This window comes from Methylomonas sp. EFPC3 (genome assembly GCF_029643245.1).
Classification (GTDB): domain Bacteria; phylum Pseudomonadota; class Gammaproteobacteria; order Methylococcales; family Methylomonadaceae; genus Methylomonas; species Methylomonas koyamae_B.
Genome location: NZ_CP116398.1, coordinates 4,053,844 through 4,077,146, shown reverse-complemented (window position 1 = coordinate 4,077,146; position 23,303 = coordinate 4,053,844). Strand labels below are relative to the sequence as shown.

Annotated in this window: 23 protein-coding genes, 1 tRNA gene and 1 pseudogene; 3 read left to right on the top strand and 22 right to left on the bottom strand. The window is 51.2% G+C overall.

Going from position 1 to position 23,303, the window contains the following annotated elements:
• Positions 1 to 42: 42 nt before the first annotated feature.
• The 7 genes from PL263_RS18505 to PL263_RS18475 form a co-directional block, all read right to left on the bottom strand.
• Positions 43 to 1,179 (bottom strand): Fic family protein, encoded by a 1,137-nt coding sequence (locus PL263_RS18505; RefSeq protein ID WP_278210776.1) that lies wholly within the window; start codon positions 1,177 to 1,179, stop codon positions 43 to 45.
• Between the two features lie 190 nt (positions 1,180 to 1,369).
• On the bottom strand, positions 1,370 to 2,752 hold the full coding sequence (locus PL263_RS18500) for a restriction endonuclease subunit S (protein ID WP_278210774.1): 1,383 nt from the start codon (positions 2,750 to 2,752) through the stop codon (positions 1,370 to 1,372).
• Positions 2,749 to 3,777: a virulence RhuM family protein gene (locus tag PL263_RS18495; protein WP_278210773.1), complete on the bottom strand. Its 1,029-nt coding sequence runs from the start codon at positions 3,775 to 3,777 to the stop codon at positions 2,749 to 2,751. The genes PL263_RS18500 and PL263_RS18495 overlap by 4 nt, the downstream gene beginning before the upstream one ends.
• A complete protein-coding gene (locus tag PL263_RS18490; protein WP_278210771.1) occupies positions 3,774 to 4,151 on the bottom strand; it encodes a hypothetical protein in 378 nt (125 codons plus the stop codon). The genes PL263_RS18495 and PL263_RS18490 overlap by 4 nt, the downstream gene beginning before the upstream one ends.
• Positions 4,148 to 5,281, bottom strand: a complete 1,134-nt coding sequence (locus PL263_RS18485) for a hypothetical protein (RefSeq protein WP_278210769.1) — start codon at positions 5,279 to 5,281, stop codon at positions 4,148 to 4,150. The genes PL263_RS18490 and PL263_RS18485 overlap by 4 nt, the downstream gene beginning before the upstream one ends.
• Positions 5,278 to 7,398, bottom strand: coding sequence for a class I SAM-dependent DNA methyltransferase (locus tag PL263_RS18480; RefSeq protein ID WP_278210767.1), 2,121 nt, complete (start codon positions 7,396 to 7,398; stop codon positions 5,278 to 5,280). The genes PL263_RS18485 and PL263_RS18480 overlap by 4 nt, the downstream gene beginning before the upstream one ends.
• A 91-nt stretch (positions 7,399 to 7,489) precedes the next feature.
• On the bottom strand, positions 7,490 to 8,437 hold the full coding sequence (locus PL263_RS18475) for a site-specific integrase (protein WP_278210766.1): 948 nt from the start codon (positions 8,435 to 8,437) through the stop codon (positions 7,490 to 7,492).
• Positions 8,438 to 8,543: 106 nt separating this feature from the next.
• On the opposite strand from PL263_RS18475, the gene PL263_RS18470 reads away from it, so the two are divergent.
• Genes PL263_RS18470 through PL263_RS18460 form a run of 3 tightly spaced genes read left to right on the top strand, consistent with a single transcriptional unit; the run spans position 8,544 to position 10,078 of the window.
• The gene (locus tag PL263_RS18470) at positions 8,544 to 8,858 is read left to right on the top strand and encodes a transposase (protein WP_278209330.1); all 315 of its coding nucleotides are present in this window, start codon (positions 8,544 to 8,546) and stop codon (positions 8,856 to 8,858) included.
• The gene (locus PL263_RS18465) at positions 8,855 to 9,724 is read left to right on the top strand and encodes an IS3 family transposase (protein ID WP_347568950.1); all 870 of its coding nucleotides are present in this window, start codon (positions 8,855 to 8,857) and stop codon (positions 9,722 to 9,724) included. The genes PL263_RS18470 and PL263_RS18465 overlap by 4 nt, the downstream gene beginning before the upstream one ends.
• A 15-nt stretch (positions 9,725 to 9,739) precedes the next feature.
• Entirely contained in the window at positions 9,740 to 10,078 is a 339-nt protein-coding gene (locus PL263_RS18460; RefSeq protein ID WP_278210764.1) for a hypothetical protein, read from the top strand.
• Positions 10,079 to 10,237: 159 nt separating this feature from the next.
• Here PL263_RS18460 and PL263_RS20370 read toward each other — a convergent pair.
• The 15 genes and pseudogenes from PL263_RS20370 to PL263_RS18385 form a co-directional block, all read right to left on the bottom strand.
• Positions 10,238 to 10,300 (bottom strand): annotated as a pseudogene (locus PL263_RS20370) (DNA-binding protein); the annotation flags it as partial.
• A 242-nt stretch (positions 10,301 to 10,542) separates the two neighbouring features.
• The gene (locus PL263_RS18450; RefSeq protein ID WP_278210761.1) at positions 10,543 to 10,947 is read right to left on the bottom strand and encodes a hypothetical protein; all 405 of its coding nucleotides are present in this window, start codon (positions 10,945 to 10,947) and stop codon (positions 10,543 to 10,545) included.
• 506 nt (positions 10,948 to 11,453) lie between these two features.
• Positions 11,454 to 12,281: a DUF6387 family protein gene (locus PL263_RS18445; RefSeq protein ID WP_278210760.1), complete on the bottom strand. Its 828-nt coding sequence runs from the start codon at positions 12,279 to 12,281 to the stop codon at positions 11,454 to 11,456.
• A gap of 89 nt (positions 12,282 to 12,370) precedes the next feature.
• Entirely contained in the window at positions 12,371 to 13,624 is a 1,254-nt protein-coding gene (locus PL263_RS18440; RefSeq protein WP_278210758.1) for a site-specific integrase, read from the bottom strand.
• Between the two features lie 249 nt (positions 13,625 to 13,873).
• Positions 13,874 to 13,949, bottom strand: a tRNA-Lys gene (locus PL263_RS18435).
• Between the two features lie 220 nt (positions 13,950 to 14,169).
• The gene (locus PL263_RS18430; RefSeq protein ID WP_140911658.1) at positions 14,170 to 14,718 is read right to left on the bottom strand and encodes a response regulator transcription factor; all 549 of its coding nucleotides are present in this window, start codon (positions 14,716 to 14,718) and stop codon (positions 14,170 to 14,172) included.
• Positions 14,696 to 16,069 (bottom strand): ATP-binding protein, encoded by a 1,374-nt coding sequence (locus PL263_RS18425; protein WP_140911657.1) that lies wholly within the window; start codon positions 16,067 to 16,069, stop codon positions 14,696 to 14,698. The genes PL263_RS18430 and PL263_RS18425 overlap by 23 nt, the downstream gene beginning before the upstream one ends.
• 188 nt (positions 16,070 to 16,257) lie before the next feature.
• Positions 16,258 to 16,533 carry a hypothetical protein gene (locus tag PL263_RS18420; protein WP_278210755.1) on the bottom strand — a complete coding sequence of 92 codons (276 nt, stop codon included), beginning with the start codon at positions 16,531 to 16,533 and terminating at the stop codon, positions 16,258 to 16,260.
• 34 nt (positions 16,534 to 16,567) lie between these two features.
• On the bottom strand, positions 16,568 to 19,198 hold the full coding sequence (locus PL263_RS18415) for a DUF3570 domain-containing protein (RefSeq protein WP_278210753.1): 2,631 nt from the start codon (positions 19,196 to 19,198) through the stop codon (positions 16,568 to 16,570).
• Entirely contained in the window at positions 19,185 to 19,394 is a 210-nt protein-coding gene (locus tag PL263_RS18410; protein WP_278210751.1) for a DUF4266 domain-containing protein, read from the bottom strand. Before PL263_RS18410 ends, PL263_RS18415 begins: the two co-directional genes overlap by 14 nt.
• A gap of 94 nt (positions 19,395 to 19,488) precedes the next feature.
• Entirely contained in the window at positions 19,489 to 19,995 is a 507-nt protein-coding gene (locus tag PL263_RS18405; RefSeq protein ID WP_278210749.1) for a TlpA disulfide reductase family protein, read from the bottom strand.
• Positions 19,996 to 20,117: 122 nt separating this feature from the next.
• On the bottom strand, positions 20,118 to 20,597 hold the full coding sequence (locus tag PL263_RS18400) for a hypothetical protein (protein ID WP_278210747.1): 480 nt from the start codon (positions 20,595 to 20,597) through the stop codon (positions 20,118 to 20,120).
• 105 nt (positions 20,598 to 20,702) lie between these two features.
• Positions 20,703 to 21,518 (bottom strand): hypothetical protein, encoded by an 816-nt coding sequence (locus PL263_RS18395; protein WP_278210745.1) that lies wholly within the window; start codon positions 21,516 to 21,518, stop codon positions 20,703 to 20,705.
• 108 nt (positions 21,519 to 21,626) lie between these two features.
• Positions 21,627 to 22,382 (bottom strand): hypothetical protein, encoded by a 756-nt coding sequence (locus PL263_RS18390; protein WP_278210743.1) that lies wholly within the window; start codon positions 22,380 to 22,382, stop codon positions 21,627 to 21,629.
• Between the two features lie 95 nt (positions 22,383 to 22,477).
• Positions 22,478 to 23,284, bottom strand: a complete 807-nt coding sequence (locus tag PL263_RS18385) for a VPLPA-CTERM sorting domain-containing protein (protein WP_278210741.1) — start codon at positions 23,282 to 23,284, stop codon at positions 22,478 to 22,480.
• Positions 23,285 to 23,303: the final 19 nt, after the last annotated feature.

The following is a 23,303-nucleotide window of genomic DNA, read 5'->3' as shown; positions in this document are numbered from 1 at the left end:
CTTAACTTAATTCCAAGATTAGTTAAGAAAAAGTCATTTTACTTAACTAACGAACAATTTAAGGTAAGGTTCAAACGAAAAAATCCGGCTGCGTTGCTGACCGGTAATCTCTTTCAAATAACCCATGCGCTCCAGTTCCTTGATCAGCGCATTTGCGGTGGGCGTACTCACTGCCAAAAATTTTTCCACTTCGCTCGCCACAATCACCGGCTTGCGGTACAGCAAATTCAGCAATTGCTTCATGTTGACGGCACGTTTACTGCCCAAACCGATCAACTGGTTATCAATTTCGTTGCGGAGCGCCAATATTTGCCGGAATACGTCCCGGCCTTTGCTGGCGGTCTGTGCCACGCCGCCCAGGAAAAAGCGAACCCAGTGAATCAAATCGTTGCTCATCCGTACCCGCATCAGGGCGTCGTAATAGCTGGCGCGGTTGCGTTCGAAAAAGTCGGACAAATATAACGAAGGCTTGGCCAGCAGACCATTGTTCACCAAATACAACGGAATCAACAAACGACCGATCCGGCCGTTGCCATCCAAAAACGGATGTATGGTCTCGAATTGATAATGGCTGATAGCGATGCGGATCAAATGCGGCACGGTGATGGCTTCGTTGTGCCAGAATTTTTCCAAATCGCCCATCAATTCCGCCACATTATCCGGGTGCGGCGGAATGAACACCGCGTCCATCAAATTCGAACCGCCAATCCAGTTTTGGCTGGAACGAAACTCGCCCGGTTGTTTATGCTCGCCGCGCACGCCCTGCATCAAAATGGCATGGGTGTGCTTGAGTAACCGGTTGGACAACGGCAAGCGGCTCAACTCCTCGATGGCGACATTGACCGCGTCAATGTAATTGCGCACCTCGCGCCAATCGTTGCGCTTTTCCGGTAGGATTTGTTCCTCCGGCATCAAGGCCTCGTCGATGCCGGTCTGTGTACCTTCTATACGGCTGGAGGTTTGCGCCTCCTTGACGACGTGCATTTGAATGAACAGATCGATGTCCGGCACGATCAGCGAAAATGCATTCAGTTCGCCCAGCGCACGGGTGGCTTGCTCCAGCAAGGTGTTGATGACCGGGTCTTCCCAAACCCACGCGTGATTGACCGGCACCGGTTCGAAGCTTTTGTATTGATAGCGCGATTGCCAGGAACCGGCTTTGAAGGTTTCGAACTTCATAGCGCCTCCCGCACATCGATTTTGCCGGTCACGGCGGCGGTGATCAGAGCGCTGCGGTATTCCCGCAAGCGGGTGATGGCGGTTTCCTGGTTCCCACGGTCTCCGTGGGAATCCATACCGGCGTCGAACGACGGTCTGCATTCCCACGCGGGAGCGTGGGAACGAGTGGCGGAGTATATGGCATGCCGATTCATGCCGTCCCTCGCACGTCGATTTTGCCGGTCACGGCGGCGGTGATTAACGTGCTGCGGTATTCCTGCAAGCGGGTGATTGCGGTTTCGACTTTTTCCATGAGCCGGTCGATTTTTGTGGTTTCGCGGTCGAGATAGGCGGCGATGGCGGTTTGTTCAACTTGCGGTGGGACCGTAACTAATACCCGCCCGAGATGAGACGGGCCAAAATTTGGTTGGCATGATCCGGTCATAAATTGCCCAAGTTGCTCTCTGGTTCCATCTGAAATCAATAGCCACTTTACGAAGGCCCTAACCAAGGTTCCGCTTACATTTGTATTTATTCGAATCGTACTGGTATTGAGTATAGCTATTTCGTTAGACTGAAACTCTGCAACTTTCCCCCACGAGTTACCAGAACTAGAAAGCAACAAATCACCGTTTGATACAGTAAAGTGCCTATAGCTAGTCTGATATTCTTCATCGGATATGAATTTCCCATAGTTAGAAAAATTAATTCCTGAATCAGTAATGTTTGTTACGCAGATAACTCGAACCCCATCTTGAGTAAACTGCCAATTGCGAAGTCCTGGCCCCTCCTGAAAAAAAGCGCAGCGTGAAAACTTTTGTATCCCCCAATGCAAAGGTATATTGCCTAGCCATTCAATACCTGATTGCTTGAAACCCTTGTTAGGTTCAAGGCCAAATTCTCCCGCCACATCGGCGGGCAGGCCGCGGGTGACGGTGCGGGAAATCAGCGCGCTGCGCTTTTCCTTGAGCAATTCCACCAACTTGCGCTTTTTCGCCACCAGCGTATCGATCCGTCCGGTTTCCCGATCCAGAAAATCAGCGATGGCGATTTGTTCTTCAAGAGATGGTGTTAATACAGTGAATTTCCTGATGTCTGATTGAAATAGATGAGGTACGCCTTGCCCATCTTTCAAACTGTCAATAATTGACTGCATGAATGAGCTACTAATCCAACGAAACAGAAAACTGCTGTCAATCGCATCTTTGTTTTTTGGACGTATGACCGCAATGGAACTGTTTACAGTTGCCGGTCTCGGCAAATTTCTTACAACATTTGTGATTCCTAGAGTTGAACCGTCCTTTGCCAAAAGGACGTCGCCTTCGCTCAAAATAATCTCAGGTGATTCGATATATCGTTCCCAAGTGATGTAGTTGACATTTTTATAGTCGATATTCTGCTCACCTTTAATATTTGGCGTAGCAAGAAATACGTATCCTTCATCAACATATTCAGAGGCAGTAAGGGCTTTCCAGCCAAGCCGAGCCTTCACCGACGCTAAGAAATCAAGACGCTTCACATCCCAATGCTCCGGCACCTCACCCAACCACGCCACGCCGCTGTCCTTGTATTGCGGATAAGCCGGATATTTCATTTCCGCCCGCCTTTTTCCAGTGCCTGCTCCAATTGCTCCAAGGCTTTCAAGTCTTCCGCATCGGCAGCCGTTGCTTCGTCGGCGCGGCGTTTGGCGTCGAAATCGTCAAAGAGCTGTTCGGCGATGGTTTTCATCGCGGCCTTACTAATCGAGCCAGCGCCGCGTAAGATGGGCTTGTCGTTGAACTCCAGCAGGCGGTCAACGTTGCTGCGCCAGTAATCCAGCGTCAGTTGTTTGCGTTCCTTGACGCGCAATTCGGCCTGTTCCAGAAATATCACCACCAAACGATTCAGCGAGTCGATTTCGTCGGCGCTCAGGTAATTTTTGGCGACAATCACATCCGCTTTGCGCACCCGGCTGCCTTTCCAGGTGGTCAGATTCATATTGGGGGCGTTGGCATCGGCACGCTGAACAATGATTTCCGCAGCGGTGTGCTGGGTGACGGCATATAGCAATTTGTTTTGCACTTCGGCAAAGAATAGTTGCGCGTTGGTTTCGTTGTCTTGATAGTCGCTACTGAGGGCAAACAGGTCGCGCACTTTTTGGTAAAAGCGTTTTTCCGAGGCGCGGATTTCGCGAATGCGCGCCAGCAATTCATCAAAATAATCCCAGCCGCCGGGATTTTTCAGCCGCTCGTCGTCCATGACAAAGCCTTTAACGATCAAGTCCCGAAGCTGGGTATTGGCCCAGCGGCGGAACTGGGTGCCACGCTTGGATTTAACCCTAAAGCCCACGGCCAGAACGGCTTCCAGGTTATAGTGAATGACATAGTAAGGTTTACCGTCGGCGGCAGTTGTCCGGAAATTCCTGACAACTGAAAGTTCGTTCAATTCGCCTTCGCTAAAGATGTTTTGCAAATGCTCGCTGATGGTCTGTTTGGCGCGGTCGAACAATTCACCCATTTGCGCTTGGGATAGCCAAATGGTTTGCTCTACCAACTTGCATTCAATACGGCTTTGGCCGTCATCGGTTTGATAGATAACCAACTCGCCTATGGCTTGGCTAGGTAAATTAGCCTCGCTCATGCCATCGCCTCACGGTAAAGCCAATTTCTCGCTTCGGCTTTTGCTTTTAGCAACTTGGCTTTTTTTTCGGTTTCATTCTTGCTGTAGGCAGAAAAATCAATCAACGCATGTTCGGGAAATGGCGCTGGATCAGGAAGTGTGGGTAAGCCAGTTTCTTGGCACTCCAATACCGTCACAGCCATTACGCCGACCGAAGGCAGGTTCAATTTGCCGGTGTAATGCTGGTAAGCGGACGCTGGTTCGATCTGGTCACCGTCATAAACCGAGAGTTTTTGCTCATCCTTGGGTGTCGGGCGAAAGGCTTGGGATGAAACGCGGTTTTGCTGGATGAAATTGGGGTGAATTTGGCGATATAAAAGCGTGTTGGTATTCATGCGTTAATTCCATTTAGGTGCTTCAGTTGGTCCATCAGCCACAGCCAGTGTTCAGGGTTGGACAAATCCAGCTCACGGCAGTCTTCCTGCTCGGAAGTCATTTCCAACGCAACATATTGCGCGGTGTGCGAATCGATGTTGATGTCCAAAGAAATTTCGTGTGTATTTACTGACCACTCGGCCTGAACACCACCTTCGGCAGTTGGATAGAGGTAAGGCGCAGGTAATTCGTCCGGATAGTAGCTTTTAAAACAATCTGCTAGCCAAGTTAACCCTTTGGCACTTGGCGCAAAACCTTTTTTGCCATCTAACCAACCGTTGCGAATTGCGCTGAATTCGTCCAAGCGGGCGAAAATATCGTTTGGCTCCAAAAGGGTTAAATGTTCGACTGCTTCAACGCTTTGCAGGCGGTCACTACGGCTATAAAGACCAATGCCTTGCAACAAAACACGGACGCCCTGTTTATAACCGGTAAACGCTTCCAAAACGGTTTGTAAGTGTTGAGGTGCAATTGGGGCCTTTAATCGAGGGCCATTGATGACTTCAAGTTCAAAGGTCATCTTTTTTTGGTCTGCTTTGGCTATTGAGCCGCGCAAAGAAACGTCTTCAGAAAAGCCTTTCATTTCCGAAGAAGCCAGTATTAACTTTCTTCTGGTTACCTTGTTAAGTCTGGCTGGACGGTCGATATTAGTGGGTTGAAATTCAATCGATTCCCCATCACGCAATCCACGCCCAATGCGATCGAAAAAGCCCAATAAGAAATCCGGTAAATGTTGGTTGATTGGCGTGCCATGTTCGGCAGCATCAATTGCCCCAATGATTGCATCGCGCGCGCGCTCAAAGTAAATCTGATTAACTGGTTGAAACAATTGATTGGATTCAACAAGCATTTGGATTTGAGGGATGGCACTACCTTCGTCGATACCCGTTAGTCTTAGTCCAATGCCGTCCGTGAACCCTTTAGGCGTTCTCTTACGATCCGAGTTTTCTTGCAGGTAGCGCCACTTAGCCACTTCATTGACCATCTCTTCTAATGTGGCAAGGTCTTTCAGCAGTTCTAGGGGAACGGAATGTCCAGAAAACCGGCTACCAACCATGCGCGGTGATAAAAATGGTATTAATTGCGTCATGCTGTTACCTCTCGCAATAGATCAACAATCTCGCCTTCCAGTGTCTTAATTTCGGCTTCGATGGTTTCCAGCTCGCGCGGTGGCTCGTAGCGATAGAAATGCCGGTTCAGCGGGATTTCATACCCGATTTTAGTTTTGCTGTGGTCTATCCAAGCATCCGGAACATGTGGCAACACGTCGCGTTGAAAATATTCGTCAATGCTTTCCTTGAGCGGAACGGTTTCAGTGTCGCGCAAGTCGGCATCCGGCTCCGGGTTACCTTGCCTGTCGGTGCAAATGTTTGCCGTTTCGTCACGCTCGCCCAAGGCAGCCAACACGGCTTTGAGTTCCGGGGCAGACAGGCGCACGTCATGGGCGCGATCGATGTCGCGCAGTGTCAGCAAAAACTGTTTGCGGTCTAAAAACAGGGTGTCGCCATGCTGCTTGGCAAAAGTTGCCAGCAAATCGCGGATTTGTTGTTGGCGGACGCGACCTGCTTCGATTTCCTGCTGGCGGACGGTTTCGTTCTTTTTACTGCTGCTGGCGAGGTTAATAAACGCGGTTTGCTCTTCCAGGCGGGCGATGCGCTCGGCGTTGGCTTGAAAATTGAGCCTGAGCGGACGCTCGACGGTAATCTTGTGATAACCAAAGTCTTCATTGTCGAACACTTTGCTGACTACAAGTTCTTTGTCTTTACCGTCAAATGTAAAGCTCCGGGGTTCGCCATCGGCAAAGTTGGCATAGATTTGGGTGATTTCGCCGATATGGTTCGGGTCTTTGGCTTTGTCGCTTGGGTCGCCAATGCGGCGGCGCTTGTTGCCCAAGGATTTTTCCATGGGCACCCAGAAATTGCGTGCGTCGATCAATTGCACTTTGCCTTTGCGCTGTGACTCCTTACGGTTGCTGATGATCCAGACATAAGTGGAAATGCCGGTGTTGTAGAACAGTTGCTCCGGCAAGGCGACGATGGCTTCCAGCCAGTCGTTTTCGATAATCCAGCGACGGATTTCGCTTTCGCCGCTACCCGCATCGCCAGTAAATAAGGGCGAACCGTTAAACACAATGCCGATTCGACTACCACCCGTAGCAACTGGGCGCATTTTGGCAATCATGTGTTGCAGGAATAAAAAAGCACCATCGTTGATGCGTGGCGTACCGGCACCAAAGCGACCGGCAAAACCCAAGGTATCCGCTTCTTGTTGAATGTATTTCTGTTGCTGTTTCCATTCCACGCCAAAAGGCGGATTGGCGAGCATGTAATCGAAAGTCCATTTGTTACTGTCGTTGTCGCGATCAAAGCCATCACGGGTGAAGGTGTCGCCGAGGATGACGTTGTCGGCGTCTTCGCCTTTGATCAGCATGTCCGATTTACAAACCGCCCAAGCCTCGTCGTTAAAATCCTGGCCGAATAGTTTCGGCTGAGCGTCGGCATTGAGCTTGCGAATGTATTCCTCGGCTACTGACAGCATGCCGCCGGTACCGCAAGCCGGGTCGTAAATGGTTTTAACGATGTGGCTTTGTGCTAAATCCTGCTCAGGCACCAATAACAGATTGACCATCAATTTGATGACTTCACGCGGGGTGAAATGCTCTCCGGCTTCTTCGTTCGATTGCTCGGCACCGATACGGATGAGTTCTTCGAAGACATAACCCATCTGGACGTTATCGACCCGTTGCGGAGACAGGTCGATAGCGGCAAAGGCCTTGACCACTTCGAACAGGATGTTCTTTTCCGCCATGTGGGCGATTTGCTCGCTGAACTTGAATTTCTCCATGATGGCGCGGACATTCGGCGAAAAACCGTTGATGTAGCTGTTTAGATTGGGCGCCAGATTGTTCGGATCATTGAGCAGGGAATGATCGGCATTTTTATCGAACTGCATCCGCGACAAATTGTAAAAGCGGTGACCGGTAATGGATTGCAGTCTGGCCTGGATGACTCGCTCCGGTTTGGTTTTTAGGGTTTGAAATTCCTCAAACGCTGAATTTTTGGTGGGTGCGAGTAGACAATCGAAACGCCGCAATACGGTGAGCGGCAGAATGACTTTGCGGTATTCGTTGCGCTTGTATGGTCCGCGCAATAGGTTGCAGATGCTCCAGATAAAATTGGCTAGTTGGCTATGAGTTTCGCCGTTCATTGGTAAAGCCGTCCCTATTTTTGTTGTTCGTATGATTTATAGCATGTCTTAATGAGTGAGCCATTGCTCAGGCGCGCGATGTTAACCTTTTCTAGGAGGATAGTGATAGATTTGCTATTTTTTGGTTTGTCAAAGCTCTAACAACCGCCATGGCGAATTCGTCAGCGTTTGGTGCTGGTGGATTCCTTGGCGAGCTTAACTGCTGGATAATTTCACCTTGCCGGCTCTCCTGCACATAACCATAGCTGTACAAGGTCGTCAAAACCTCTTCATGACCTAAATTCTGGCTCCAGGCTTTCAATGCTTCCGGTGTCGGGCAAATCTGTAGTCCAAGCTTGACCAAAGTATCTCTGATGCTGTGCGGGTTGAAATAGGGCAAACCAGCGGCTTCAAACGCCTCGCGGAAAATAGCACGTATCGGCGACGCATTGCTCCAGTGAGCTTTTTCCAGGCCGGCAGCTTTAAAGACGTGGTCTTTGCTGACTGCGACTCGGGTTTTGGGAAACAATGGATCATCGTTGCCCCACAATAGATGTTCTTTGAGGTGACGCACCCAGTCATGGACAATTTGTTCTATTTCATCGCCCACCGGAAAAAAGAAAGTGGTGAAGGTCTTGCTGAATTTGGTTTTCACGTCACGCGCATCTTGAAACACGTTTCTGCCGGCAATATCGATATGTTTCAATTTCATCGAGGCGATGGCGCTGTCGCGTGCGCCAGTCAGCAAGGTGAAGGCAATCAGGGCGCGGTTACGCTGCTCGATGTCGGTCTGGTTCGGCATCAACTGGATGACGTGCTTTATCTGCTCCAGGGTTGGCACCGGTTTTGGTCGCTTTGCCGTGGCAATGCGAACCTCTTTTTCCGACAAATTGAAATACTCGGCGTCACTGTAGTTGATACGCGATTTATAGCCAGTTTGCATTGCCAGCCATTGGAAGAACGCTTTGAGCTGGCCTAGCGTGGAATGCATGGTGGCTTTGCTGATTGGCTTGCCGGTTTGTTGATTGAGTTGCTTGGCCAAATGATGCTTAAATGCCACGGCCTGTTCATAATGAAAAGCCTTGAAATCGCGGTGTTTGTTTGAAATGGTCTAATAACCCCGGACACTTCTAAAGGCAGAATTTATACTGTTAGCAGAGGTGGTCATGAGTAACGACAAAAAACACAATCGGCCAAAATACAGCCTGGAGTTCAAACAAGATGCCGCCAAACTGGTTCTGGAAAAAGGCTACAGCCAACAGCAGGCAGCCGATCATTTGGGCATATCGCAAAGCGCCCTAGGACGCTGGGTACGAGCGGAACGCAAGCCTTCGGCGAACGAATCGGCGGTAAAAAAGTCTTGTCTGAATCTGGGGGACCGTGACGAATTGATCCGCTTACGGAAGGAAAATGAACAGTTGCGAATGGAGCGCGAAATCTTAAAAAAGGCCGCAGTCTTCTTTGCGAAAGAAACCGAATAAAGTACGGGTTTATTCGAGAGCAACAGAAGACCTATCCAGTCACCGTACTGTGTCGGGTCATGGGCGTTGGCACTAGTGCTTACTACGAATGGTGCACCGCCTCACAAGGCAGTGATAAAAAGCGGCAGGATCAACAGCTTACCGATAAAGTGTGTCAAATCTTTACCGACAACAAGCAGTGCTTTGGTTCGCGTCGCTTAGCGGATCGCTTGCAGAAACAGGGTTTTGCCGTCGGCCGCTTTAAAACGCGGCGGATCATGCGGGAGTTGAAGTTAAAAGTTCGCTACCCCAAACGATTTAAAGTGACCACGGACAGCAACCACAGCGAGGCCATCTCCCCAAATCGGCTGGATCGCCAATTCAAGGTCGCTCAGCCAAATCAAGTGTGGAGCACGGATATTACCTATGTCTGGACGTTACAGGGCTGGCTGTATGTCGCGGTCGTTATCGATCTATTCTCCCGCCAAGTGGTGGGCTGGGCCATTGACGACCACATGCGGACCTCGCTCTGTGTCAAGGCATTACAAATGGCCTTCTGGCGTCGCAAACCGCCACCTGGTCTGCTGCATCACTCGGATCGTGGTAGTCAGTATGCGAGTCGAGAATATCGCCAACATCTGGCCGTGATGCGCATGGAGCAAAGCATGAGCCGAAAAGGCAATTGCTGGGACAATTCGCCGACGGAACGCTTTTTCCGTAGCTTGAAGCATGAACAGCTCAACTACGAAAAATTCAAAACCCAAGAGGCGGCAAAACTGAGCGTGATCGACTATTTGGCTTTTTACAACGGCCGTCGATCGCATTCAACATTGGGCTATCAATCCCCGATCGAATTCGAGCGGGAATTTTCGAGAGACGCTGCCTAAACAAGTGTCCGGTTTTTGTTGACCATTACAGTTGTAGGCTTCGAAGCGACTGATGGCCTTAGCCACGGCATCGACCGAGCTTTCGTTTTGCCGCTTGGCTTCCTTCAAAAAAGCAAAGTATTGGCGCTTGATGCGCTCGTTGTTGGCATTGTATTTGGTCATGGTTTTATCTCACTGATTGAAGTCACTGTTTACGAGGGGGTTGTTACTCTCGCTTATGTGTTTCAGTGCTTTCGTCTGCGTGATGTCCAAGTAGCCCCGGATTTCATCGAGTCGGTTGAATCTGACAAACTTGTTGATAATGCCGCCGCAGTCGGGGCAAAGACCGATCAATCGCCCTGTGTCAGAATTTAGCGGTTCATAATCAGCCATGTTTTCGGCTGGCCGTTGCGTTACCTTGCAGCGTACGCAATACATTTCAAAGAGCTGGCATTTTCGTTTCCTGCAGGTTCGTTTGCTTTGCCAGTAGCGACGAAGATCGGCGCCAGCAATCAGGATGGGGCGTTTCCGATCAATCGTCGGCAGCCCGTCTTTGATCCAGAGCCGCACGGTATTTTTGTGTACTGCATAGAGCATCGCGATTTCTTCTACCGTGTAGTTTCGGTGGATTTTGGCGCGATTGGGATTTTGGAGTTTGGCCATTTAACCGGTTCTATTTTTAATAGGGCATGGTTAATGTAGGTGTGTCGCAAAAACAATCACGCAGGATTTTGATAAGCCGTTGTTTTTGGCTTTTGGCGTGCTGATTTTTAAGACACAAACTCATTGCAAAAAACTTTGTGTCTCAAAAAGCGGCATACAAAATCGTCTTGCGTGCTTCAATTTGATACGGTTGGTTTGTTTTTCTCATTCCAGTTTTCCCAGTCGTGAGTTGGTTTCCGGTGTTCAAACGGCATCCAGGTCAAACGCCATTCACGCGCCTTGCTGCCGGTTTTGCTGTTAAATAGAGATTCGTTTTCGCAGGCGATGAAGCCGCGTTCATTCAGTAACTTGAAAGACTTCGAAGCCGTATTTACCGCGCAACCAATTTGGCTTGCCGCTTCTCGTACGCCATAGGCAACGGCTTGATCGTTTCGCCAATGTATCTGTAGCAATACCATCAACACCTTTGCTTCTGGCGGTAATGATTTGTAGGCATACGAATCCAGCAATGCCCGTGAAATGACGATGACGCCGCCACGCTTATCAAAATCAAGTTTCAGCTTGTTCTTTCGCTTTGTCATATTTGCCTAGTCGCAATCGGCGCAATTTCCCTTCGATTTGCCCGTCGAGTTGAAGTCTTTTTGTTAAAAACCGGGAAATTTGCGCCTAGATTTACGCCTTATCAAATAAAGTCCGCGTCAGAGCTGGTATTGCATCGCATTTCATATGCGAATCAATCCGCAAGCTGCGAATCGATACACTCGGCCAAAACTTGGGTGTTTACGAAAAGTTGCTTTCCGACCTTGCGAAAGGCTCTAGCAAGCCCATTATGTTGACGTTGTTTGACCGCCCATTGCCAGCTTTTGCGGCTGTATAGATGGGGGAATTTGTCGGGGACAGACTGGTATGGCACCAAGTCGGTTAGGGTTACTGCGGGTTGGTCTTGCATGATATAGCCTCATGTTGTTTCACAATTTTTGGCTATTAAATCAATGCAAAATAGAAAACACGAGGGATAGCGTAGAGTTGATTTTTATGCCGGTAAATTTTACCAGCGATTATTTTCCGGAACGAAAAATGCGTTTTTTTATTCCACTTTTTTCGTTTTTTGAAGCTGAACACCAAACGCATCGATTACCGAACCTCTCATCAACCAGTCAGCCTTTTTCTTCGTGGTTTTTCTAATTCTCTCGGTTATATCGATTTCATACTCATCAGGATATAGCGCGCGTGCAATCATAGATTGGGTTATTTTTCTCTCACACAACATCGACCATATTTTCAAATCGATGTAAGGCAAAACTTTGTATTCAGCCCATTCGTTAAAATCTGACTCACAAAAATCTTTCTTTGCAGATTTTTTATTTACTACCTCTCTGATGTTTGAGAGCCAATGTCTAAAATCATCAATAATTTGCTCGTCATTTGCATGAAGATTGATCGAGAGATAAGCCTCTTGATAAGAAAATAAATTCGATTGATTCTGATAAAGAAAGCTTTCCAGCTCTTTGTTTTTCAAACTCAATGAAAACGCATTTTCACTAGAATTTTTTTCTATTTCCAAATACTCATGAAATATATCTGGGGCGTTTTTTAAAATCATGTCATAGGTGCGAACGAAGTCTATGTTTTTCAACGATCTTGCAGTAGTCTTTATGTATGAGGTTCTTCGATCTGCATTAACATTCAAAAGCGGGCTCTCTGAAATCATATTGACGAATGACTTACACCACCTACCTGCATGATCTTTCCGACTCTCGGATATGTCTGTCCGTTCACTATGATGCATTTTGTAATAGGTAAAAAACATTCTCCTTTGATTTAAATTTTCATACCATTCAAGGGGAGTAAATGAAGAAGTTTTTTGATAATTTTCAAGCTTAAACCATCCAGGTAATTCCTTGCTTTTCTTCACACACCGACCCCACTCAAATGGAAATAATAAATAGCCAGCCAAACTGTAAATAGCTCCGCTTGTCCCGCTTCGGGCAGACTAAGATTGGATTATAGACTGAACGCCTGAGCCAGCTCGTTAACAATTTGACGCTTTTGCTCTCGGCCTTGATGGATGTAACGCATGGTTGTCTGAATGCTCTTGTGACCAGCCAGCTTTGCAATTTGATTGATTTCCTTACCTGAGTCGGACAGCGCGGAACAGAAACCATGCCGTAAGCAATGGAAGGTGAATTTTTCCTGTTTTATGCTGCCGTCAGCGTTAAAAGTATCCTTGTCTGAGATTTGCGCGGCCTTAAGTGCCTTTGCCCATGCTTTGCGAATATCCATGGGCTGGCTTGGCTTCTCTGTGGATGGAAAAATCAAGCCTGTGCCAACTTCCTGAAAGCGTTTCAGTTCAGCCATAACAACGGGCGGGAAATGCAATTCTCGACTGGTGCCATTTTTGGTGTCACCGAGAAAACCGGTCGAGTCCTTGAAGTTGATGTCACCCCAGCGTAATTTCATCAATTCGCCTTTGCGTGCGCCGGTTACCATGGCCATCAACACTAGCAAATATAACTTATCCCAGTAGGATTCCTTGCAGGCTTTAAGCAGTCTCTGGCGTTCGTATTCGGATAAAACTCGGTCACGACGCTTGGTGTCGTCGTCAACAACGACGCTACGAACTATGTTTTCATCAACATAACCGCGGCTCAAGGCAAATTTGTAGACGCTGGATAACACGGCTTTCTTGCGATTGATCGTGCTGGCGCGCTCGCCGGAATCGATCATGCCGTCCACGTGTTCACGCAAATCAAAAATATCAATGTCTGTCATGATTCGATCACCGAACAGCTTGCACCAGTAATCAACTCGCTGCATCTGGCCTTGATAGTCTTTCTTGTTCCAGCGTGACAGGTATTCGTTGCAGACTTCGCGTAAGGTTTTGTATCTGATGCGCTTGCCGGCCTGTATAAACAACTCAGCGCCGCCCATGCGTTCTATGTCTTGCGGTGACAGTTGCAACAACTCTTTTTTGGATAGAGCGTTTATCGCGGCCAGCTTGGCTTGATGGTGAATAGCAAACAGATCGATACCGAGTTGTTCGAACAAGTCGGAGCCACCCATTTTTTCAATGTCGGTATCAGACAGCGCCAACAATTGCGCCTGATCCATCAACGGTACGACTTTAATGCTGTGTTCGATTTTATCTGCCCAGGCTTGGGCAAGTACTTCGGTAGGGAAAGTTTTGTTTTTAACGATACCCTTCATGCGGACATCGGCGCGGAAGTTGCCGTTTGCTAAAGGTCTGATGTAGGCCATTACGCACCCCCGACGAAAATGCCGCGCGCGCGAAAAAACACGAAAGAATCGTGTCTAGAAAAAACATTTGGTTGGTTTGAAAATTTAGTCGCGGATTTGACTAAAAAGGACTGCTTTTGCTGGTTCATTACGCCACCTCATTGAGCAAACAATTGCAGAGTGCGCCTAAATTTGCGCCTTGCTGCGGATGCTGCTTCAACTCGACGGGCAATCCAGCTGAAAAAACTCTTCCGGTTCAAAGAGTTAGGATGGTGGGTCGTGTGCGATTCGAACGCACGACCATCGCATTAAAAGTGCGGTGCTCTACCGGCTGAGCTAACGACCCCCTGAATGAATTACCCATTATACCTATGTTTTTTAATTTTGCAACAGATATAACCAAAATATTACAAAACCGATAAGCCCGCACCAACCACACCATCGTCAAAGAACGCTTGTTTAGCATAACGCCAAGATATCCAAAGCTAAGAGTGGCCTTAACTGATTCGAACTATCGCTTATGAATCAAAGCAATAGGCAAGAACAATCTAAAAGCTTATTGCAATCTATTCCTTGACCGGCTTCTTTTCCAGCTTTCTTTGCAAAGTCCTTCTGTGCATATTCAGTGCGCGCGCGGCTGCCGAAATGTTGCCGTCGTGCTGCATTAGCACTTTTTGCAGATGCTCCCATTCCAGGCGCTTTACAGATAGCGGACTATCGCTGATAGCCACCGAGGCGTCGCCCTCGTTCTTGTACAACGCGCTGACAATTTCGTCGGCATTCGCCGGTTTGGTCAGATAATGGATTGCACCCAACTTGATCGCTTCCACCGCGGTCGCGATGCTGGCAAAGCCGGTCAACATGACGATCTGGGTATTGTCGTCGAGCGAGATCAGCTTCTTGACCATCTCCAAACCGGAATCGAAACCAATCCGCAAATCGATGACCGCATATTCCGGCTCGGTCTGCTCAGCCAACTTCATTGCCGTCGCCACATCGTTAGCTACGGTCACCTGAAAATTGCGTTTTTCCAATGCCGGTTTCAACACCGAGCAGTAGGTGACATCATCGTCAACCAAAAGTAAATTCGGCTTATCCATAGGCAAATTGGTCATGGGTACTCTCCTTAGCTAATAACGGCAAACTGATCTCCACGCAAGCTCCGCCGCTGTCGAGATTACTGAACTGTATTGTACCCCCCAGGCGTTTTATCGTGGTGTAGGTCAAAAACAATCCCACTCCCATGCCCTGCTTGTTGCTTTTCACCGGCTGATGCCCGGCGAAATCGATAAACTCCGCTGGTAAACCGGGGCCAAAATCCCGTATCCGCAAAAACAAATTCTCATCGCTCCATTCGGCATGGAATTCAATGCCGGCATCGACCGGCGACGCTTCGGCCGCATTGTTCAGGATATTGATAATGGAATGGGTCACCGTGCGCTCGGCAATGATTTTCGCCGCCATATCGACATTCGGCGAGACGAACAGCTTCATCCGGGTAGCGGACTTATGCGCCCGCCATTGGTTCAGCACCTCGTCGATATATTCGCTGACCAGCATGACCTTGCCCGACTCGGCCCGCATCTCGCCGGCAGACGCCGACATCACCGATAAGGCTTGTTTGCAACGATCGATTTGCTGCTGCACGATCATCAGTTTCTGGTAAAGCTCCGGGTAACGGTGCTCGGGCAAATCCTCAACCATCTCATGCGTCAGGATCGCGATCGTACCCAGCGGCGTGCCCATGTCGTGAGCGGCGCTGGCTGCCAACGTACCCAGCGACACCACCCGTTCATCCCGCAACGCACTCTCGCGGGCGTCGGCCAGATTGCGTTCGCGCTCTTTCAGCGTTTTCGACAGCTCCACCACAAAAAACGCGACCAAGCCGGCACTGAACACAAAGCCGAACCACATGCCGAACACATGTAAATTGAAATAGCGCCGGTCGTTGATCAAATGCATTTGCAAACTCATTTCCGGCGTCAATTCGGTCATGGCCGGATGGGCCAAATGCGGCTCGATGGCCGGAAGCGGCACGTTGTAGGCGATCAACACGGTGTAAACGCAGGACGTAATGATCACCATATTCCAGGCATAAGCTTGCGGCAACATGATCGCCGTTACGATCAACGGCAACAGAAACACCCAAATGATCGGATTGGAGGCTCCGCCGGTCAGATAGAGCAGATAAGCCAGCGCCAACACGTCCATGCAGATTTGCGAAAAAATCTCGTGCTCGGTGACTTCTTCCGGCGTACGCAACCGCAGCCAAGTGTATAAATTCAGTATCGAGATCGCGAATATCGCCAGCCATAGCTGATTTTGCGGCAGATTGATACCCAGCCCGTTCACGGCGATGAACACGGCAAAAGTCACTGCGAATAACATCAGATTTCGCAGGATATACAACCAGCGAAGATTTTCCCGAATCGAAATTTCGGCTTTAGGCAGTATGTGGGAAAGCATGGATAGAAAAACTCAGCGAGGACAAGACGGCAAGCCGCGGCAAACGCAATAATAAGGCCGGATTCGGAAAAATCCAGCGACAGATCAGGCGCAACGAAAATTTGACCGGTACAGCCGGTCAGAAACTGTACGCGAAAGAATCGTCGAAAACCGAGCCGTTACCGCCACCGCTCCCAACAAAAGCCGGATCAAGCGCCGGCAACCCGCCATCCGCCGTTTTTATCCACCCAGCGCATGCTCGCCCAGTACCAGAGCGTCATCGGCAGCATCATCGCAAACCACTCCCAGTCCGAAATCAGGAATAACTTCGCCACCCACTCGTTGCCGACAAAAAACGTGCTCCAGGGCAGGCAATACAGAGTAAACACGATACTGCTCCAAATCAGCAGCAACGCGCCTCGGCGGGTTTCAATACTGGATAAGGCCAGGAAAACCCATAACGGCGTCTTGTCGGTTTTTTGCATAAATTTTCGCTTGAAAGGTTTAAATGATCGGCTATTAAAACGCGTACATCCAGGTCGCATTCAAAGTACCGCTGCGCTCCAACTGGTAGCCGTTGACATTATCCTCTACCGGTTGCAGCCATTCCACACTAAAATTATGTCCGGCAAAAGCGCCGTCCGGCACCGTCGCATTCAAGCCAAAGCCGACATCCCAATAATGCCCGCCGTAGTTTTTCGGGTTATCCATCGACCCGCCTTTCGGATTGACGTCGGCGCACTCTGTCCGTACATCTGGATCGTAATTGACGACGCACTCCCCGGGGATCGCTGAAAAACGGCCTTTGATTGCGCCCTGCGCCGTGTAAATTCCGCGCACCGAGGCCGCCAACCAATCCAGCACATTGTAGCTCCCCCATGCCGTACCCTGCACCGCGTCGCCCAAGGCAAAACCGGCCGAATTTCTGTCCTCCAGCCGTTTGGTAGCATTGACCTGGCCGCCCCAGGACCAAGCGCCGGCCTGGCCGGTATAGGTCAAACTCGGCTTAAAGTCCCAGGTACCACTGCCGAGTTGCATCCCGTAATGGATATAACCGCTGTCGAACTTATGATTGCGATTCAGTTTGATATCCACCTTGCCGGTGGGAGCGGTGACGCCCAGGCCCATGTTGACCTGATGCCCTTCCGCTTTAAACACATCAAACAACGCATACATGCCGGTATCGCCGACGCTGCCGGTATCGTGGCCGCCGTGCAAGTGGTCGGCGGCGGGGTGCGCTACGGGGGAAATCCCGGCCAAGGAGCGCGAATTCATGTCCATATCCATGAACTGCGGCATCACCATCAAATTCAGCCAGTCGGTAGCCGCATACATGATGTCGAGCATGTGCATGTGCATATTCATGAATTCCGGTACGGTGCGGCAGGTTTCGCCGTTTTCGGTACAGCCGTTATTGATGATGGCGCGATCGGTCACGGTTTTACCGGCGTACAGCATGTCACCTCCCTGGCGGCTATACATATAGCGGTATCCAACCATCACCTCGCCCGGCATCGACATCACGTGGCCGAACATCACGCCGGCCGGCAACGGCGCTCCGTGATGGTGGCCATGGTGCCGATGCTGCGCGTGCGGATCGTCCGCCAAACTGCGGCCCAGCGCACTCAAATTGACGTTGAGCGTCCCGCTGGCCAGGTAATAGTTGAAATCGGCATAGCCAGCCTCGCCACCGCCGCCCAGTTTCAAATCGCCCTGGTGAGTGTAATACTCGAAGCCGGCATCGAAACGGATGCCTTTACTGAATTGCTTGCTCAACACGATACCGCCGCTCAAGGCGCCATAGCCCGACAGACGGTGGTCACTGGAAAATGCGGCCGGCAACTGGGCGTTGTCGCTGGCCTCGTTCGACTGCCCTGGGGCGGCCGAACGTCCGGCAATCAAATACGGGTGATAAAAATCCGCCGCGCTTTGCGAGTAATAGCGCACCCGCGGCGTGACCGACCATCCCGCGCCGAGCGGTTGCACCCAATCGCTCTCGAAGGTATGGGCGTTGATCCCCCAATCGTCATGGAAAAACTTGTAATCGAAATGAAACGCCGCATCCAGCCAGCCAACATGCTGCACCCAGCCGGTGGTGAAGTTCCACTGGTTCCGGTAATCCGGCCGCTGTTCCAGAAACACTTTGGCGACGCCGACATAAGGAAGCGTCGACGAAAACTCGCCCAAACTGCCACCGGTCGGCTGAATAAAAAATGCCGTCACCCCTTTATACGGATTTTCCAGATAGCCCTGACTGTGAGTGAAACCGACACCCAATTTGAACAAAGCGTCCTTATTCACGACCTGAGTCAATCCCAGGCTCCCGCTCCAGTCGTCGCGTTTGCCCATGATCATCTGATCCCCACTCTGGTCGCTGGTTACTTTCTTTAGCTGACTCTCGTACGCCCTAAAGTTGATGTACGGTTTGGTAAAGTGATCGCTCAGGCGCGCGAACGAATCGCTGTTGGTGTAGCTCAAGCCGGCGTTCACGGTGGTACGCTTTTGATTGAAATCCAGCCTGATCCCGGCATTGCCGAAGCGCGACTCATAGTCGTTCTCGACCGAGATGCCGCCGCCGACATCCACCGCTGCTTCGTCCCATTCGTAACCCAGCTTGAAGTTGCCCTCCCTGCGCGTCTCCGGAGAAGCGGTCGACATCGTGTGCACCAGTTTCCGGTCGGTGCCCAAACCGACGACATCTCCACCCGCAACCGAATCCGGGTCTACCAATAGCGGCTGAAGCTTGTTATCGAAATAAACAATATTGTCACTGTCCTGAAGATAAGGAGAGGCACCGGCGACGGTACCGAATTGCTCAAAGACTTTATTGCCATGACGACCCGAAGGCGCGGTCGTGATCGGCGTCGCGCCGGACCACGTGTCCTGCACGAAATTAAAGGCAAATTTGATTCTGTCGGTGAGTTTGACGTTGCCGCCGCTATGCAGGCTATCCACCGTGATCGGCTGGTACTGGCTTTTGACGCCGTTCAAATCGCGCGCGCTTTCTTCATAGCGGCCGTACTGAAAGCTGAACTCGTCGCCGTCGGCGGCATTCGCCGCGGAGCCGACCAGACCCGGCAACATCAAGGCCGCGGCCGTCAGAGCCTGCAAGCCGGGATTAGGTTTTTTTTCCGGATTAATAACAGCCACAACCGCCTCCGCTACCGGTATTCCCTGCCCCCGCCGCTTCGCGGGCACCGTAACTATGCCCGCGCAATTCGGATTGCACCGGATAAGGATCCAGGGCCATCTGCGGCTTGGCCAGATTGCCGCGCTCCCACGGCTGCACCTCGGCGCAAGCAGTCAGGTTAATAACGATTGCTAATAGAGACAGGGACGTTTTCATAGGCCACATTTACCACGATTAAACCGGCGCGCATTCTAACCGCTTTTGATTCCGCCGCCGAAACCCAAGCCAAAGCATCCGATACCGCGCAGCATCAGGGCGCAGTCGGCTCGTCGAGCAGTTGCTCGACTTGCTTACCGAATTGCTCGGCCTCGCCGACGCGAAACCCCAAATGCCGGGCCCGGATCCGCCCGTTCCGATCGATCAAATAGGAAGAAGGCATGGCCTTCAATTGGAGTTGTTTGGCGCACGCCTGCCCGCTATCGACTGCCACGGCAAAATCGACCCGATGCTGCGCCAAAAATTGGGCTCCGTCCTCCAGGTTTTCGTCCAGATTGACCGCCAATACCACCAAACCTTTATCTTGCAACTGGCTGTGCAATCGGTTCATGAACGGAAACGATTCCAGACAAGGCCCGCACCAGGAGGCCCAGAAATCCAGATAAACCACTTTGCCGCGGTACTGGCTCAAGCTCCGCTCGGGAGCCGACTCGAAGCCGGCGAACCTGCAATCGGGCGCCAACGCCGCCTCGTCCGCCGCCAGGGCTGAACCGGAAACAGTGAACAGACAAATCAGGAAGGGGATTAATGCGGATTTCATAACTGGGAACAGAACATTGACCGATCTACCGCGCAGCAATCCGAACTCGGATAGCCTCGTAGTGAAAAACAGAACTACCGGAAATTTGCCGGCCGGAGCCGGCAAACACCTGGTAACGCGAGCTATTGATTGGAGATACGCAAAATAGAAGTGGGGGTGTGTACGCTACCATCCGCGTTTTGACAATGGTATTCGAAGCTATAACTCTCGGTCGCAGCCACACCGGTATGCCAGACCAGGACGTTATACACCCCGTTGCCGCCCGGCATAGTGATGCCCGGACTATAAACCGTATTGGCACTACCGCCGACCGGATCGATGGTCGTATAAGCGGCTTGGTTAGCCGGGGCGTCGGCTTTGACCACGGTCATACCCACCTGATTACTGCCAGCAGTAACATCGCGAATCTGGAAAAACAGGTTGGCGGTCGCCGTGCCGTCCGTCGCACTGGAACAAGTGACTTGGTAATAGTCGGTCGCGCTGAGGCCGGATGTCAAGGTCAAGCTGCCGTTCTGGGTGTGGGCAAACGCCTGCTCCGTTGCGACAGCACAGACCAACACCAAACCCATTTGCCAGGTTTTTTTACTCGTGATTTTTTGCATAACAATTCCTGATGATATTTATAGCCAAACAAACCGCGATGCCGACATCGGACTGTCGTCGAAGCCCGCGGCAATTTGGGATTTTTGTGAAAATTAAAAACCGCCTTACCTATCCGGCTGCGCCAACTGTTCCAGCTTGAGAGAAGCCAAATCGCGCACGGCCTGATCCGCATCCCGTGCCGCCATTTGCAACAAAGTCTGGTCAGTTTCGATGTAGTCCAGCGCCATCAGCCGCAATTCGGCGTTCCCGTTACGCAGGATCTGCGCCAGCGGTTGCATTACTGCTTCTTCGCCGTCGCGGCTGGCGATACCGCCAATGGCCTGCAACTTGACCCGGCTGTCGCTGTCGGCCATGGCGTTTTGCAAAGCCGTCCTGATCGCGGCGTCGTCGCTTGAGGCGTTCAATCGGGCCAGTTCGCTAACCGCCTGCAGCCTTTCGCCGGTGTTTTTGCTCCGCGCCTGCTGCAACCAGGTGGCGATAGCCAGCTCCTTGGCCGGCGCTTCGGCCGCAGCGGCACTAACGCTCGACTGGCATTGGCTCGTCGCGGCCTGATTTGCCGCACCCAAGGTAGAGCCCATAATCCAGATCTCGCTGGCCGCCGCCGTTTTGCCGGTCGCGAGCGGGAGCTCGCGCACCGCCATGTTCACGGAATTGCCGAACAGGCATTTCAACAGCCCCGCCGCATCGACAGCCACGCAAGTCGCGGTCACCTCGGGCGCCGGCAACCAGGAGTAATGCAGCTTGCTGCCGGTACGCTCGGCAACCATATCCAGCAAGCGCGGCAAGTCGGCATGGCGCGCATCCAGATGCCATTGGCCTGCGATACGCTCGACGACAACGCCGTTGTCAGTCGCCGCATGAACCGGATTGCCGCACTCAATGATTGCCCACACGGCAAACCAACAATGCCAAGTTTTCACAAGGCTAGCCAAATGCGGTATCGGCAACTGCCGGAACACGCGGCGGTGCCGCCGATAGAGTGCAAATGCGCTTCATGCCCGAATCGGTAATATCGGCAAAACCGCGATTTAAGCAACGATGGTTTTTTTGCGGCCGAATGCGCCGAAGCCGGCCAGCACACTACCCATCAACCAAATGGCGCCAGGCACCGGCACTGGCTCGACCGCAGGACCGGCCACGGCCAAGGAGCCCGGTGACGCCTTAATGGTTAAATCGCTAAATCCGTCGGCGTTGTTGAAGAGGTCGCTACTGTCGCCAGTCCAAGACCAGGTAAAGCCTGCGGACAACTTAGCGCCCAGTGGAATAGGATCTGAGTCGAACGGCGAGTGACCAAAAACAGATCCTTGACTACCCACCACAAATGCGATGTAGGAACCCAAATCAAAGCTTTCTCTGAGACCAGCATCCGAACGGCCGACATAGTCTTTGTCCACATAGTCGGTTCGATGCACGCCAAAGATATTGTCAGGATTGTCCGGCCCAGAAACAGGGGCTTCGAAGCTGTAATGGGTTAATGTCCAATCCGCACCGACATCATCTTTCTTGTAAATATACAAGCTTGAAAACGCATACGGATCGTCATGATCATTCGTATACACATCCAAAGATCCCGCGGCAGTCACGTCGAAGTGGTAAGCCAAAATAGTGTTGTTGTTCAAAACGCCGTTAGTCGCAGTACCGACACCGCCGCTCCAGCTCAGGTCGGTTTCGGTGGCGATGTAAGGGTCGCCGGACACCGGAGTCGGCAGTCCGTGCGCATTGGCCGTTCCGGCCGCCAAACCCAGCGCGAGCGCCGATATCTTCAAGCTATTGGTAAAACCCATGATGTTGATCTCCTTAATTGCATTGATGGAAACGCCGAACCGGCGCCAGCTCTTTGATCCGCGGCGCTCTGCCACCACGGCCAAAAATTCTTAGGTTAAGCCGCGGGCAAGCGGCGTTTGTTTAAACCCAATACACCGATCAGGCCACTGATCATCAGCCAGGCGGCCGCCGGCAGCGGTACCGGCGCAACCGACGACACGGTAACGCTGACTTTATAGCCGCGGGCAGTTTCGTCGGCGTTCGGATCGAAGATATTGAACGCGCCGACGCATTGGTTTTGGTCGTAACAGCTGCCGCCGATTGCCAGCGTGTAATCGCCAGGCGTCAAAAAGAAATTGAGCAACGAGACGCTGGCTGCGGAACCATTGACGGAACCGGCATGAGCCAAGTATTCGATGGTGGCGACATCGCCGTTGTCATTGCCCATGGTTGTATCCGCCAGCGCTCGCCAAGCCCCTTCCTTACCGAATTGCGGATCGCCGGGCTGGAAACCGGCAGTAGCACCATCGTGAGCTTCGTCAGGCACTAAGCCGCGGTATAAAGAAAACCCCGGCTTTAAGTCGCCCAAGCGCGACGGGTTGTTCGGATCGTTATTGACGTATTGGTTGATGCCGTCGCTGGCGACGTTAATGCTTACCCAGACACCTGCCGGCTGGCTAACGCTGAAGCGAATCCAAGAACCCATATGACTGTCACCCCAGTCCACATCGGTGGCGTCGCCCCAACCAAAATTGCCTTTCAGGACGTCGCCGCCGCTGTAGGTCGTTGATGTCGCAGTGCTGGTGACTTGGGTAGTCACGTTATTGAACAAATCGTAATAATTCACATGAGCCGATGCCGATTGGAACGGTAGCATGACGGTAGCAATAACGGGTACGACCTTGAATAACTGGTGCTTCATAGCAATCCTCAAACGTTTA

Excerpts from the sequence above, each read along its gene's own strand:
- PL263_RS18505 (WP_278210776.1), bottom strand. The coding sequence starts at position 1,179 with ATGAAGTTCGAAACCTTCAAAGCCGGTTCCTGGCAATCGCGCTATCAA.
- PL263_RS18500 (WP_278210774.1), bottom strand. The coding sequence starts at position 2,752 with ATGAAATATCCGGCTTATCCGCAATACAAGGACAGCGGCGTGGCGTGG.
- PL263_RS18495 (WP_278210773.1), bottom strand. The coding sequence starts at position 3,777 with ATGAGCGAGGCTAATTTACCTAGCCAAGCCATAGGCGAGTTGGTTATC.
- PL263_RS18490 (WP_278210771.1), bottom strand. The coding sequence starts at position 4,151 with ATGAATACCAACACGCTTTTATATCGCCAAATTCACCCCAATTTCATC.
- PL263_RS18485 (WP_278210769.1), bottom strand. The coding sequence starts at position 5,281 with ATGACGCAATTAATACCATTTTTATCACCGCGCATGGTTGGTAGCCGG.
- PL263_RS18480 (WP_278210767.1), bottom strand. The coding sequence starts at position 7,398 with ATGAACGGCGAAACTCATAGCCAACTAGCCAATTTTATCTGGAGCATC.
- PL263_RS18470 (WP_278209330.1), top strand. The coding sequence starts at position 8,544 with ATGAGTAACGACAAAAAACACAATCGGCCAAAATACAGCCTGGAGTTC.
- PL263_RS18450 (WP_278210761.1), bottom strand. The coding sequence starts at position 10,947 with ATGACAAAGCGAAAGAACAAGCTGAAACTTGATTTTGATAAGCGTGGC.
- PL263_RS18440 (WP_278210758.1), bottom strand. The coding sequence starts at position 13,624 with ATGGCCTACATCAGACCTTTAGCAAACGGCAACTTCCGCGCCGATGTC.
- PL263_RS18430 (WP_140911658.1), bottom strand. The coding sequence starts at position 14,718 with ATGACCAATTTGCCTATGGATAAGCCGAATTTACTTTTGGTTGACGAT.
- PL263_RS18425 (WP_140911657.1), bottom strand. The coding sequence starts at position 16,069 with ATGCTTTCCCACATACTGCCTAAAGCCGAAATTTCGATTCGGGAAAAT.
- PL263_RS18420 (WP_278210755.1), bottom strand. The coding sequence starts at position 16,533 with ATGCAAAAAACCGACAAGACGCCGTTATGGGTTTTCCTGGCCTTATCC.
- PL263_RS18410 (WP_278210751.1), bottom strand. The coding sequence starts at position 19,394 with ATGAAAACGTCCCTGTCTCTATTAGCAATCGTTATTAACCTGACTGCT.
- PL263_RS18405 (WP_278210749.1), bottom strand. The coding sequence starts at position 19,995 with ATGAAATCCGCATTAATCCCCTTCCTGATTTGTCTGTTCACTGTTTCC.
- PL263_RS18400 (WP_278210747.1), bottom strand. The coding sequence starts at position 20,597 with ATGCAAAAAATCACGAGTAAAAAAACCTGGCAAATGGGTTTGGTGTTG.
- PL263_RS18390 (WP_278210743.1), bottom strand. The coding sequence starts at position 22,382 with ATGGGTTTTACCAATAGCTTGAAGATATCGGCGCTCGCGCTGGGTTTG.
- PL263_RS18385 (WP_278210741.1), bottom strand. The coding sequence starts at position 23,284 with ATGAAGCACCAGTTATTCAAGGTCGTACCCGTTATTGCTACCGTCATG.